12 protein-coding genes are annotated in these 13501 nt (G+C 71.9%); 7 read left to right on the plus strand and 5 right to left on the minus strand.

All coding sequences use genetic code 11. The features are described from left to right. Positions 1–40: 40 nt before the first annotated feature. Positions 41–1315 (minus strand): phosphoserine phosphatase SerB, encoded by a 1275-nt coding sequence (serB, locus tag OG310_RS27245; protein WP_329458501.1) that lies wholly within the window; start codon positions 1313–1315, stop codon positions 41–43. Positions 1316–1594: 279 nt separating this feature from the next. On the opposite strand from serB, the gene OG310_RS27250 reads away from it, so the two are divergent. Continuing rightward, a complete protein-coding gene (locus tag OG310_RS27250) occupies positions 1595–4186 on the plus strand; it encodes an ABC transporter ATP-binding protein/permease (protein WP_329458502.1) in 2592 nt (863 codons plus the stop codon). 160 nt (positions 4187–4346) lie between these two features. On the opposite strand, the gene OG310_RS27255 is transcribed toward OG310_RS27250, so the two are convergent. From OG310_RS27255 to OG310_RS27265, 3 genes are all read right to left on the minus strand, one after another. Next, entirely contained in the window at positions 4347–5123 is a 777-nt protein-coding gene (locus OG310_RS27255) for a transglycosylase SLT domain-containing protein (RefSeq protein WP_329458503.1), read from the minus strand. A gap of 318 nt (positions 5124–5441) precedes the next feature. Continuing rightward, positions 5442–6665, minus strand: a complete 1224-nt coding sequence (locus OG310_RS27260) for an S-adenosylmethionine:tRNA ribosyltransferase-isomerase (RefSeq protein ID WP_329458504.1) — start codon at positions 6663–6665, stop codon at positions 5442–5444. Further along, the gene (locus OG310_RS27265; RefSeq protein WP_329458505.1) at positions 6662–7357 is read right to left on the minus strand and encodes an SDR family NAD(P)-dependent oxidoreductase; all 696 of its coding nucleotides are present in this window, start codon (positions 7355–7357) and stop codon (positions 6662–6664) included. Before OG310_RS27265 ends, OG310_RS27260 begins: the two co-directional genes overlap by 4 nt. 266 nt (positions 7358–7623) lie before the next feature. Here OG310_RS27265 and OG310_RS27270 point away from each other — a divergent pair, with 266 nt between their 5' ends. From OG310_RS27270 to OG310_RS27280, 3 genes are all read left to right on the plus strand, one after another. Then, the gene (locus OG310_RS27270; protein ID WP_329458506.1) at positions 7624–8790 is read left to right on the plus strand and encodes a GAF domain-containing sensor histidine kinase; all 1167 of its coding nucleotides are present in this window, start codon (positions 7624–7626) and stop codon (positions 8788–8790) included. Continuing rightward, a complete protein-coding gene (locus tag OG310_RS27275) occupies positions 8783–9424 on the plus strand; it encodes a response regulator transcription factor (RefSeq protein WP_329458507.1) in 642 nt (213 codons plus the stop codon). The genes OG310_RS27270 and OG310_RS27275 overlap by 8 nt, the downstream gene beginning before the upstream one ends. Positions 9425–9541: 117 nt before the next feature. Beyond that, the gene (locus OG310_RS27280) at positions 9542–9811 is read left to right on the plus strand and encodes a chaplin (RefSeq protein WP_329458508.1); all 270 of its coding nucleotides are present in this window, start codon (positions 9542–9544) and stop codon (positions 9809–9811) included. Between the two features lie 120 nt (positions 9812–9931). Here the strand turns inward: OG310_RS27280 and OG310_RS27285 are convergent, their stop codons facing one another. Next, positions 9932–10714: a hypothetical protein gene (locus tag OG310_RS27285; RefSeq protein WP_329458509.1), complete on the minus strand. Its 783-nt coding sequence runs from the start codon at positions 10712–10714 to the stop codon at positions 9932–9934. Between the two features lie 137 nt (positions 10715–10851). Between OG310_RS27285 and OG310_RS27290 the strand changes: the two genes are divergently transcribed. The 3 genes from OG310_RS27290 to OG310_RS27300 all read left to right on the plus strand — a co-directional run bounded on the left by OG310_RS27290 (position 10852) and on the right by OG310_RS27300 (position 13462). After that, a complete protein-coding gene (locus OG310_RS27290; protein WP_329458510.1) occupies positions 10852–11643 on the plus strand; it encodes an ABC transporter ATP-binding protein in 792 nt (263 codons plus the stop codon). A gap of 276 nt (positions 11644–11919) precedes the next feature. Then, a complete protein-coding gene (locus tag OG310_RS27295; RefSeq protein WP_329458511.1) occupies positions 11920–12348 on the plus strand; it encodes an NfeD family protein in 429 nt (142 codons plus the stop codon). A gap of 136 nt (positions 12349–12484) precedes the next feature. Next, a complete protein-coding gene (locus OG310_RS27300; RefSeq protein ID WP_329458512.1) occupies positions 12485–13462 on the plus strand; it encodes an SPFH domain-containing protein in 978 nt (325 codons plus the stop codon). Positions 13463–13501: the final 39 nt, after the last annotated feature.

A 13501-nucleotide genomic window follows, 5' to 3' on the forward strand; every position in this document is an offset into this window, starting at 1 on the left:
CCGCGGTGCGGCACGTCGGCGCTCCGGCACTCAAGACCCGTTACGCCCTGAGCGGGGTGTTCCCCCGGCTGTCCGCCGTCTCGGCGTCCTCGACCTCGTCGACCTCGTCGCGGGTGATGCCCAGCAGATAGAGCACGGTGTCGAGGAAGGGCACGTTGACGGCCGTGTGGGCCGCGGCCCGTACCAGGGGCTTCGCGTTGAACGCGACACCCAGCCCCGCCGTGTTCAGCATGTCCAGGTCGTTGGCGCCGTCACCGATGGCCACCGTCTGTGCCAGGGGCACCCCGGCCTGCTCGGCGAACGCGCGCAGCAGTCGCGCCTTGCCCGCGCGGTCGACGACGTCGCCCACCACCCGGCCGGTCAGCACACCGTCCTTGATCTCCAGTGTGTTCGCCGCCGCGAAGTCGAGCCCCAGACGTTCCCGGAGAGCGTCCGTGACCTGGGTGAAGCCGCCCGACACCACGCCCACCTGGTAGCCGAGGCGCTTCAGTGTGCGGATCAGGGTGCGCGCGCCCGGTGTGAGGCGGACATCGGCCCGTACCTTCTCCACCACCGATTCGCTCAGCCCCGCCAGCAGCGCCACCCGTTCGTGCAGGGACTGCTCGAAGTCGAGCTCGCCCCGCATGGCCCGGGCCGTCACCTCGGCGACCTCCGCCTCGCACCCGGCGTGCGCGGCGAACAGCTCGATCACCTCGTCCTGGATCAGTGTGGAGTCCACGTCCATGACGACCAGCCGCCGTGCCCTGCGCTGGAGCCCGGCCGACACCACCGCCACGTCCACACCGATGTCCGCCGCGGCCGTGGCGATCGCGGTGCGCAGCGGTTCGGTGGCCACGCCCGACACCGCGAACTCGACGGCGGTCACGGGGTATTTCGCCAGCCGGAAGATCCGGTCGATGTTGCCGCCGGTTCCGGTGATGGTGGCCGCTATGGCCGCGGTGGACTCCGCGGACAGCGGGTTGCCGAGCACGGTGACATGGGATCGGCCGCTGCCACGCGGCTTGTTGTCGCCCGTGCCAGAGATGATCTCGGCCTGCAGCCGCAGGGACTCGGCCCAGCTGTGCACGGTCGCGCGCAGCTCGCCGTCGGTGGTGCCCGCGTACTCCGGCGCCGTGATCAGCGCGCACAGCACGATCCGGCCACGGGTGACGACCTGCTCGATGTCGATCACGTCCACGGCGTACGCGGCGAGTGTGTCGAAGAGTCCCGCCGTGATGCCGGGACGGTCCTTGCCGAAGATCTTGACGAGAAGTGTGCGTACGCCGCCGGCCGACACGCTGGTCGCCGGGGGCTGCGGGGGCTCCTGTGCGCTCATGGTGTTCCCACCGTATCGGGCGGGGACCCGGCCGTGCCCGCCGTCCCGCCCACCGGACAGCGCTTCGCGCCGGGCGGGGCCCCTGGCGGGAAACCGATGCGCGCGACGCGGGACGTGGGCCGTCCCGCGTCCAGCCGGCGTCCACGATCCGTGCCGGTTCTGTCCTGGTCGTGGGTATTGCGCGCACCCGGCTTTCCGACAGGGGGCCGGGCCTGAAATAGTTCCCCCGATGTTGGTCGTCCCTAGACTCCTTTGACTGGGGTACCTCGGGGGAAACACATGGGGCATGGAGTGCCTGGACTCGTACTGGAATTGAACGGAAGAACCTGGACGCTCGATCCGTCCCGGTCCTACACGCTGGGCAGGGACCCGCAGGGTGATCTCGTGGTCGACGACGCCCGGGTCTCGTGGCGGCACGCGACCATCGCCTGGAACGGCCGTGGTTGGGCCATCGAGGACCACGGCAGCACCAACGGCACCTACGCACAGGGGCAGCGCGTCCAGCAGTGGGAGCTCACCCCGGGCGCCGCGGTGCACCTGGGCAACGCCACCGACGGCCCGCTGCTGTCGCTGAGCGCGGCGGAGCAGCCGGTCGCGGCGGCCGGCGCGGCCACGGGCGCCACCGCGGCCCCGGCCCACCAGCAGCCGCTCCTCCAAGAGCCGCCCCAGCAGTCGCAGATGCCCTCGCCGCAGGCGCGAGCACAGGCGCCGGCGCCCGCCCAGGTCTGGCCTCAGCAGCAACAGCAACAACAGCAGCAACAGCAACAGCAACAGGGCCTCTACGAGGAGACGGGCCCGCAGCAACTGCCGCCGACCGGCACGCCGGTGCCCCCCCAGCAGGGCGCGGCGCAGGTCCACAGCGACCGCAGCCCGACGACGTTCCACCAGGTCTCGCTGGGCCGTGTGATGCGCATCGGCCGCGCCCTGGAGAACGAACTGGTCGTCTCCGACCTGCAGGTCTCCCGGCTGCACGCCGAGTTCACCGCCGCGCCTGACGGCCGGTTCGAGATCCATGACCTCGGCTCCCACAACGGCACGTACGTGGGCGGCCAGCGGATCGCGAAGTCCGGCACCGTCCTGATCGGCCAGGGCGACATCGTCGGCGTCGGTCACTCGACCTTCCGCCTCGTCGGCGACCGGCTGGAGGAGTTCGTCGACACCGGCGAAGTGTCGTTCTCCGGGCGGCACCTGACGGTCACGGTCGACGGCGGCAAGCAGATCCTCAAGGACGTGTCGTTCGGTGTGCCGGAGAAGTCGCTGGTCGCGGTCATCGGCCCGTCCGGCTCCGGCAAGTCGACGCTGCTGAAGGCGCTCACGGGATACCGCCCGGCCGACCAGGGCGACGTCCTGTACGACAACAGGGACCTGTACAAGCAGTTCGCCGAGCTGCGCCAGCGCATCGGCCTGGTTCCGCAGGACGACATCCTGCACAAGGAACTGACCGTCAAGAAAGCCCTGAAGTACGCGGCGAAGCTCCGCTTCCCCGGCGACACGGCGGAGGCCGAGCGGGAGTCGCGGATCGGCGAGGTGCTGCGCGAGCTGAAGCTCGACATCCACCAGGAGAAGAAGGTCAGCTCCCTCTCCGGCGGCCAGCGCAAGCGTGTCTCGGTCGCCCTGGAGCTGCTGACCAAGCCGTCGCTGATCTTCCTGGACGAGCCGACGTCCGGCCTCGACCCGGGCATGGACCGCGATGTGATGCAGCTGCTGCGCTCACTCGCCGACGACGGCCGTACGGTCCTCGTGGTCACGCACTCGGTGGCCGAGCTCGCCATCTGCGACAAGCTGCTGGTGATGGCCCCCGGCGGTTCGGTGGCGTACTTCGGCCCGCCGGAAGAGGCGCTGAACTTCTTCGGTTACTCCACGTGGGCCGACGTGTTCTCCGCGTTCGAGAACTACCGGGACTACGACTGGGCCGGCCGGTGGCGCGGGTCGCAGCACTACGAGCTGTACGCGGCCGACCTCGACTCGGTCGCGCCGCAGCGGGTGGCCATGCCGTCCGCGCAGCAGGTCAGGCCGCCGAAGCCGCAGAGCTGGGGCGCCCAGCTGGTGACGCTGATGCGCCGCTACGTGTCGGTGATCGCGTCCGACCGCGGTTTCATGGCGCTGATGGTGATCCTGCCCGCGGTGCTCGGCATCGTGAGCCTCGTCATCCCGGCGGAGTTCGGGCTCGGGCGGCCGGACGCGCATCACGCGTTCAACAGCGGCGCGGGGACGATCACGCTGATCCTGGCCGTCGGCATGTGCTTCTCCGGCGCTGCCAACTCCGTGCGGGAACTGATCAAGGAGCGGGTCATCTATGAGCGTGAACGGGCGACCGGCCTGTCACGCTCCGCCTATCTGATGTCGAAGGTGATCATCCTCGGACTGATCACCGCGGTCCAGGGCGGCATCATCTGCGGGATCGGCTTCTCCACCCGGGCGATGCCCACGGAGGGCCTGTTCATGCCGCCGGCCGTCGAGATCTGCCTCGCGATCATCGCGCTCGGCCTGACCTCGATGATGGTGGGGCTGGTCATCTCCTCGTTGGTGAAGACCTCCGAGAAGACGATGCCGCTGCTGGTGATGTTCGCGATCGTGCAGGTGGTGTTCACCGGCATCCTGTTCCAGGTGTTCGGGACGCCGGGCCTGGAGGAGTTCGCCTGGCTGATGCCGGCGCGCTGGGGCGTCGCGGCGGCGGGCACCACGCTCGACCTGGGCCACGTGATGCCGCCGTTCGACAAGGACAACCCGACGAACCTCGACCCGCTGTGGGCACACGAGGCTTCGCAGTGGGTGACGGATGTCGGGGTGCAGCTGCTGCTCGCCGCCGTCTGCGTGTTCGTGGTGGCGCGGCTGCTGCGCCGGCACGAGCCCGAGGTCATGCGCAAGTAGCGTCCCGCGGGCTCATGGCAGCGCGGCGCACCGCCGAAGGGCGGCACCCCGACCGGGGTGCCGCCCTTCGGCGGTGCGGCCGTACGCAAGGCCGTACGGTGCGGGGCCCGGGCGCCCTCGCGGGGCGCCCGGCCGGGTGTCCCGGTGCGGTGCGGCCGGCTCAGTACGCGCTGTCGACGTTGTCCATCGAGCCGTACTTGTCGGCGGCGTAGTTGCACGCGGCCACGATGTTGGAGACCGGGTCGTAGATGTTGTTCGGCGTACCGGAGACGTGGTACGTCGCGAACGTCGGGGGGATGACCTGGAGCAGGCCCTTCGACGGGATCCCCTTCTGGGCGTTGATGTCCCAGAGGTTGATCGCCTTCGGGTTGCCCGAGGACTCACGGATCACGTTGCGGTAGATGCCGTTGTACGAGCCGGGGATGTGGTGCTTCTTCATGATGGCCAGCGACTCGTGGATCCAGCCGTTGAGGTTGTTGGCGTAGACGGGCGTGCGGGGGGCCGACCGGCCGGCGGCGCTCTTGGCCTCGTGGGCCTTGGCGGCCTTCGCGGCGGCCTGGGCCTTGGCGGCCTTGGCGGCCTTCGCCTTGGCGGCGGCCTTCGCCTTGGCCTCCGCGGCGGCGTGCGCCTTGGCGGTCTTCTCGTCGTCGGCCTTGTTCGCGGCCTTGGTGAAGGCTGCGGCCTGGGCCTTGACGGCGCTCTGGGGGGTTATCTGCTGCTTGGCGATGCTCGCGTGCAGGGCCGTTGCCTGCTCGCTGCCGGTCCAGGCAACCGGGGCCGTAGCCACGGAGTGGGCCGGAGCCGCAGCAGCTGCCGTGCCGTGTCCCGGGGCCACGGCGAATGCCAGGGACCCGGCTCCGATCGCACCCATGGTGGCGACGATCGTGACCTTGCGGGACATGTTGAGACGGAAGGCAGGGGTGCGTGACGCGGACATAGAGACGTACCTCTTCGTGTCGGGGAGTCGCGGAGGCCAAGTCGGCCGGCTGCCTACTCGGCGGCGACGTCGGCAATTGTTAGCGGCCGCAAAATCCCCTGGCAACGATGTGACGTACGACCCCGGATAGTCGTGAGAGGGGCATAAAGGGGTGTCCGAATCGCCCCTCTTGACCCCCTCGACCTCCATTTATACGGTGCCGATTTGTCGACTAATCCCCTTCGTAAGTGATCTGGGTCCTATGTCCGGCCTCACAGGGCACCCCCCTCGATCTCACCCGAGGTTGCACAAGCAACGCAGTGGGTGAGCGGTTTTCGGCTAGCGCAGGATCAGGTGGACATCGCCGAACTCGTGCCACAGGTACCGGTGGTCGAGCGCCTGGTCGTATCCCCTGACCAGGGCTTCCCGTCCGGCGATCGCCTCCAGCATCAGCAGGTGGGACGCGCGGGGCTCGTGCAGCCCGGTCAGCAGGCCGTCCACCGCCCGGGCGCCCCGCCGCGGCGTCACCACCAGGTCCGTCCACCCGGCCGCCGCCCGCACCGTGCCGCGTCCGTCCGCCGCCGACTCCAGGGCCCGCACCACCGTCGTACCGACCGCGATGACGGCTCCACCGCCCGCCCGTGCCGCGTTCACCAGCCGCGCCGTCGTCCCCGGCACGGCGTAGCGCTCCGGGTACGGCGGCTCGTGCGCCTCGGCCGACGCCACCCCCGTGTGCAGGGTCAGCGGCGCGAACTGCACTCCCCTTCGCACCAGCGCGGCGACGGTCTCCGCCGTGAAGGGACGGCCCGCGCTCGGCATCTCCGCCGACCCGGACCCGTCCGGCTCGGGCAGCGCGAAGACCGTCTGGTAGGCCGACAGGTCCTGGTCGCGCTCCGTGTACCCGTACCGGATGGGCCGGCCGTAGCGCCGCAGCAGTCCCGGCACGTCCGGGACAGCGGGCACCTGCCCGGGGCCCGCCGCCCCGCCCCCTGCCCGGTCCTGGCCACCGGAGCCGGCGGCGCGGGAGGCGCCCGGCGCTCCCGCCACCCGCTCCCCGGTCCTGTCCTGCTCGCCGGCGGCTCCGTCCGCTCCCGCCGCGCCGTCCCCCGGCCGGACCCGCGCCCACCACAACCGCGCCCCCGCCGGGTCGAGCGGTTCCTGCAGCAGCAGCCGCACCCCGCCCGGCAGGCGTACGAGCGTCCCCGCGGGGCCCCCGGGGCGCGGGCGGCTCACCCCGCCGCCGCCCGGCACCGGGGTGCGCAGCTCCACCGCCCACCGCCCGTCGTCACCGCGGGTCGAGAAGTGCACCACCACGGCCTCTCCGCCCGTCTCGCCGCCGAGCCGGCCGCCGACCGCGGCGGGCAGCGTCGCCGACGTGTTGACCACCAGCACGTCCCCGGCGCGCAGCAGGCACGGCAGTTCACCGAAGGCGTGGTGCGACACGTCCGTCCCGCGCGAGACCAGCAGCCGTACGTCGTCCCTGCCGCGCCCCCGCTGCTCGGCGGGCACCCGCGCGGACAGTTCGTCCGGCACCCGCAGCGCGTCCAGTACGGTCCTGGTCATCGCGTCGCCGCCAGGGCCCGGGCCGTGTAGCGGCCGCTCGCGGGCCGCCGTCGCACCAGCGCGAGGAAGCCCGGCACCACCGTCACCGGATCGGGCCGCGGAGAACTGTCGTCCGGTACCGCGGCCGCGTACAGGTCCGTCGCCATGTCGCCGGGATCCACCGACCACACCCGCAGGGCCTCCTCCTCCACCGCGAGGACCGCGGCGACCTGGTCGAGCGCGGCCTTCGACGCCCCGTAACCGCCCCACGTCCCGTACGCCTCCGCCGCCGCGTCCGAGCTCAGCACGATCACCGCGCCCCGGCCGCCCGCCCGCAGCAGCGGCAGCGCCTCCTGCACGAGGCCGAGCGCCGCCACCACGTTCGTCTCCAGTGCGTCCCTGAACCCCGCGAGCGGCAGCCGGGCCAGCTCCACCAGCGGCTCGGCGCCCAGCGCGCTGGCGTTGCTCACCAGCAGATCGAGACCGCCGAGCCGGTCCGCGGCCGCCACCAGCTCCCGCCGGTACGCCGCATCCCGTACGTCCCCCGGCAGGGCCGTCACCCGCGAGCCGTGGGCCCGGGCCGCCGCCGCGGAGTCCGCCAGCGCCGACGCGGTCCGCGCCCCCAGCACCAGGTCCCACCCCTCCCGCGCGAGGCCGGACGCGAGCGCCCGCCCGAGCCCCTTCGAACCACCTGTGATCACCGCGACCGGCATGATGCCCGCTCCCTCGTCCCGCGCGGCCCCGGCCGTTGCGCCGGCCGGCCCGCGTGTCCCCGCGGACCACGCCGGCCCGCGATCGCCGGGTCCGCCGCCGTGGCGAGGGACCCGTGCCGATGCCGCCACGGTAGGAAGGGACGAAGGTCCGCCACCTCGGTCCCGAGGGCCCGCCCCCCAGGGCATTTGGGCCTAGGCCGCAGGACCCCCGCACCCGGGTCCCGCGGCCGATACGCGCGGGGGCGCCCCGCCGGTACGGTGAGGACATGACGCCCACCACGGGATCCACGGGCTCCGGCCTCGCCGCCGTGAGCACCGCGCTGCTCGCCATGAGCAGGCACCTGGAGGTGCGGGACGTCCTGAAGACGATCGTCGCCTCCGCCAGGGAACTGCTCGACGCGGAGTACGCGGCGCTCGGCGTCCCCGACGACCACGGCGGCTTCGCGCAGTTCGTCGTGGACGGCGTGAGCGACGAGCAGTGGAAGGCCATCGGCCCGCTGCCCCGCCAGCACGGGATCCTCGCGGCGATGCTCCACGACGAGAAGACCGAACGCCTCGCCGACGTGCGCAAGGACCCCCGCTTCGGCGGCTGGCCGCGCACCCATCCGGAACTCTCCGACTTCCTCGGACTGCCGGTCAGGGACGGCGACGAGACGCTCGCCGCACTGTTCCTCGCCAACAAGCGCTGCCCCGGGCGCCGCTCCGACGGCACCAAGGTCTGCGGCTTCACCGCCGAGGACGAGGAACTGCTGTCGATCCTCGCGCAGCACGCGGCGATCGCCCTGACCAACGCCCGCCTGTACGAGCGCAGCCGCGAGCTCACCATCACCGAGGAGCGCTCGCGGCTCGCGCACGAGCTGCACGACGCCGTCAGCCAGAAGCTGTTCTCGCTGCGGCTCACGGCGCAGGCCGCGGCGAAACTCGTCGACCGTGACCCGGCCCGCGCCAAGGACGAGCTCCAGCAGGTCGCGGCGCTCGCCGCGGAGGCGGCCGACGAGCTCGGCGCCGCCGTGGTCGAGCTGCGTCCCGCGGCCCTCGCGGAGGACGGCCTCGTCCACACACTGCGTACGCAGATCAAGGTCCTCGACCGTGCGCACTCCGCACGCGTGACCCTGGACGCCCCCTACCTGAAGGCGCTCCCGGCCGCACAGGAGGAGGCGGTGCTGAGGGTCGCGCAGGAGGCGCTGCACAACGCGCTGCGCCACTCCGGCGCGCACCACGTCGGCGTCGTCCTCGGCCGCCGCGGGGCGGGCGCGGTCCTGCGCGTCAAGGACGACGGCAAGGGCTTCGAACCGTCCGCGGTCCGCCGGGCGGGCCGCCATCTCGGCCTGGTCTCCATGCGGGACCGCGCGAGCGGTGTGGGCGGCAGACTCATCGTCACGTCGGCGCCCGGAGCGGGCACCACGATCACCATGGAGGTGCCCGGTGGCTGACCCGATCCGTGTGCTGCTCGTCGACGACCACCAGGTCGTACGGCGTGGTCTGCGCACCTTCCTGGAGATCCAGGACGACATCGAGGTCGTCGGTGAGGCGGGCGACGGCGCCGAGGGCGTCGCGCGCACCGAGGAACTCCGTCCCGACGTGGTCCTGATGGACATCAAGATGCCGGGTACGGACGGTATCGAGGCGCTGCGCAAACTGCGGGAGCAGGACAACCCGGCGAAGGTGCTCATCGTCACGAGCTTCACGGAGCAGCGCACCGTCGTCCCCGCGCTGCGCGCCGGCGCCTCCGGCTACGTGTACAAGGACATCGACCCCGAGGCGCTCGCCGACGCGATCCGCTCCGTGCACGCCGGGCACGTACTGCTGCAGCCGGAGGTCGCCCAGGCGCTGCTCGCCCAGGACGACCAGGCGAGCGGCCAGGGGAGGGGCACGTCCCTGACGGACCGGGAGCGGGAGGTGCTCGCGCTGATCGCGGACGGCCGCTCGAACCGCGAGATCGCCCGCGCCCTGGTGCTCTCGGAGAAGACCGTCAAGACCCACGTCTCGAACATCCTGATGAAGCTGGACCTCGCGGACCGTACGCAGGCTGCCCTCTGGGCGGTCCGGAACGGCGTCACCCGCTGATCCGAGATTCATACTGTCGGGTGTATGTCACCCACTCGGCGTATCCGTACGACCGGGCGGGCGTTCTCCTTGCGTGCCGCGGCGCAGCGCCGCGGACGTACGAGGAGGAAACCCGAAATGAAGAACCTGAAGAGGGCGGCCGCGCTCACCATGATCGCCGGTGGCATCGTCGCGGCGGGCGCCGGTGCGGCGTCCGCGTGCGACACGGGCGCCCACGCGCCGGCCACCCACGCCCAGGCTTCGGGCGAGGCCGTCCACTCCCCGGGCGTCGGCTCCGGCAACCTGATCCAGGTGCCGGTCGACGTCCCGGTCAACGTGGTCGGCAACACGGTCAACGTGATCGGCCTCCTGAACCCGGCCTTCGGCAACCACGGCGTCAACTACTGACCCACCCCGCGCCCACGCCCCGGCAGGCCCCCTCACGGCCGCCGGCGCGGGACGCAGGACGCCGCGGACCCGCCCTCCAGAGCTCCCCACCCGGCCCTGGAGGGCATTCCCGTCGGCGCCCTACCGGCGCTCCCGCTCCTCCACGTACGCGTTGTACGCCGCGACCTGAGCCCGCCGTGCCACCCGCTCCACCGGCCGCAGCGCCGAAACCCGCGCCGCGATCGCCGACGCGCTGACCGCCGCCCCGTCCCCGCTCTCGTACGCGAGCGACACCATCAGCCCCACCCGCCGCGCCAGTTCCAGCACCCGCGCCGCCCGTGCCGGATACCCCGGTGCCAGCAGCGACGTGTTGCGTGACGCCCGCGAGCGGTACGCGTCCAGCGCCGCCTCCGCGACGGGCCCCGACGCCGCCACATCGAGCCGCGACAGGACCTCCGTCGCGTCCCGCAGCGCCTCCGCGAGTTCCCGCTCGGCCTCGCCCAGCGACGGGACGTCAGCGGGCGGCGCCTCCCGCACCGGCAGGGCGTGCCAGACGACCTCGACGTGCTCGTCCCCGTCGGGCCCCACCGATGTGACCTCCGGCACCAGCCCGTACGGCGCCCCGACGGCGACCACGGCCTCCTCCGCCTCCAGCGCCCGCGCGTTGAACTCCGGCGGACCGCTCAGCCCCAGCGGGTGGCCCGGCGCGGGCAGCGCGACCCGGTAGCCGCTCACCCCGAGCGAGCGCAGCCGGCCCAGGGCCAGCGTCAGCCCCACCGGCCCCGGCTCGCCCGGCAGCCCCTCGACGCGATGCGTCGCGTCGTCGCCGACGACGGCGAGCGCCGCGTCGTCCGGCGATGCGAATCCGGCCAACAGGGCGTTCCCCCACGAGGCCAGCCGTCCCGAGCGTGGTTCGACATGCATGCGCTCCAGCCTACGGGCCCTGCGGAAACGGCCCTCACAGCCGGAGCATCTCCCCGGTGGCGTAGGTTTTGCCCTGGAGCTGCGCCCGCAGGCGCACCCTGGAGCTCACGACGATTGCATGGGGAGACAGCGCACTCATGAGCGATGTACTGGATCTGGTGGACGTGTCCGTTGTCCGCGACGGACGCGCTCTGGTGGACGACGTCTCCTGGTCGATCAAGGAGGGTGAGCGCTGGGTCATCCTCGGTCCCAACGGCGCGGGCAAGACCACCCTGCTCAACGTCGCCTCCAGCTACCTCTTCCCGAGCACCGGCAGCGTCAAGATCCTCGGCGAGGAGCTCGGCCGGGTCGACGTGTTCGACCTGCGCCCCCGCATCGGCGTCGCGGGCGTCGCCATGGCCGAGAAGCTCCCCAAGCGCCAGACGGTCCTCCAGACGGTGCTGACCGCCGCGTACGGCATGACCGCCACCTGGAACGAGGACTACGAGGAGGTCGACAAGGACCGCGCTCTCGCCTTCCTCGACCGGCTCGGCATGACCGAGTACCTCGACCGCAGGTTCGGTACCCTCTCCGAGGGCGAGCGCAAGCGCACCCTCATCGCCCGCGCCATGATGACCGACCCCGAACTGCTGCTCCTCGACGAACCGGCGGCCGGCCTCGACCTCGGCGGCCGCGAGGACCTCGTCCGCAGGCTCGGCAGGCTCGCCCGGGACCCGCTCGCCCCCTCCATGATCATGGTCACGCACCATGTCGAGGAGATCGCGCCCGGCTTCACCCACGTCCTGATGATCCGCCAGGGCAAGGTGCTCGCCGCGGGCCCCATGGAGACCGAGCTGAGCTCCCGCAACCTCTCCCTCTGCTTCGGCCTGCCGCTCGTCGTCGAGCGCAACGGCCAGCGCTGGACGGCGACGGGCCTGCCCCTCAAGTAACCGGCATACCGGGCTTCCTCCCGGCGCCGGCCCTCCCACCGGGGAGGATGCCGTCCGCGGCGCTCGTCGCCGACACGGCCCCACGGCACCGGACCCGGGCCGGGCGCTGCCCGGCGCGCGCTCCTGTTCCGCGCTCCCGCGGCCCGATGGCGGAGCCCGCCGCGGCCCCGGCGGCCGCCCGAGGGCCGTCCTCCGTCCGCTCCGGGCCCCAACGCCCGTCAAGTGACCTGATATTCACCCTGTCCGGACCATGAACCGCCGACCTACCATGACGTCGTGGACATCGACGCATGGGTGTGGTGGCTGGTAGCGGCGGTCGGGCTCGGTATCCCGCTCGTCATCACCGCGATGCCCGAGTTCGGCATGCTGTCCGCGGGCGCCGTCGCAGGCGCCGTCACCGCGGCACTCGGCGGCGGAATCGTCCTCCAGGTCGTCGTGTTCGCCGTCGTCTCCGTCGCGCTCATCGCCGTCGTACGGCCCATCGCCACCCGCCACGGCAGGCAGCGGCCCGAACTGCGTACGGGAGTGGACGCGCTGAGAGGCCGTCAGGCCCTCGTGCTGGAACGGGTCGACCGGCGCGGCGGCCGTATCAAGCTCGCCGGGGAGACCTGGTCCGCGCGGGCCCTGGACAAGGAGCAGACGTTCGAACCGGGGCAGGAGGTGGACGTGGTCGAGATCGACGGCGCCACAGCGGTCATCATGTGACCGGGGCGACCCGCGCGTGACGCGCGGTCCACCCCACCGACCCCGGCCAACCTGCGTGAACTCCCCCCCGGCACACGCACGGTCATGGGAAACTCGATCATCGGACTATCCGTCAGCGAAGGGCCCAAGGAACACGATGGCAGCAATCATCATCGTCCTGATCATTCTGGTGGTGCTTGTCTTCATCGCCCTGATCAAGACGATCCAGGTCATTCCCCAGGCCAGCGCGGCCATCGTCGAACGCTTCGGCCGCTACACGCGCACCCTCAACGCGGGGCTGAACATCGTCGTCCCGTTCATCGACTCGATCCGCAACCGCATCGACCTCCGTGAGCAGGTCGTGCCGTTCCCGCCGCAGCCCGTCATCACGCAGGACAACCTGGTCGTCAACATCGACACCGTCATCTACTACCAGGTGACCGACGCACGGGCCGCCACGTACGAGGTCGCCAGCTACATCCAGGCGATCGAGCAGCTCACCGTCACCACGCTCCGCAACATCATCGGCGGCATGGACCTCGAACGGACGCTGACCTCCCGCGAGGAGATCAACGCGGCGCTGCGCGGCGTACTCGACGAGGCCACCGGCAAGTGGGGCATCCGCGTCAACCGCGTCGAACTCAAGGCCATCGAACCGCCCACCTCCATCCAGGACTCGATGGAGAAGCAGATGCGCGCCGACCGTGACAAGCGCGCCGCGATCCTGACCGCCGAAGGCATCCGGCAGTCGCAGATCCTGACCGCCGAGGGCGAGAAGCAGTCGGCGATCCTGCGCGCCGAGGGCGAGGCCAAGGCCGCCGCGCTGCGCGCCGAAGGCGAGGCACAGGCGATCCGTACGGTCTTCGAGTCGATCCACGCGGGCGACGCCGACCAGAAGCTGCTGTCGTACCAGTACCTCCAGATGCTGCCGAAGATCGCCGAGGGCGACGCCAACAAGCTCTGGATCGTGCCCAGCGAGATCGGCGACGCCCTCAAGGGCCTCAGCGGCGCCTTCGGGAACCTGGGCCCGGGCGTTCCCGGCTTCGACAACAGTGACAAGAGCGCGCAGCAGGGCGCGGCGAACGTACCCGGACAGGGCGGCAGCCCCGACGCCGGAGGCAAGTCGCTCGGCTGAGACACCGCCCGCGGACCCGGCCCACGCGCCGGCCCGCGG

This window comes from Streptomyces sp. NBC_01497 (assembly GCF_036250695.1).
Classification (GTDB): domain Bacteria; phylum Actinomycetota; class Actinomycetes; order Streptomycetales; family Streptomycetaceae; genus Streptomyces.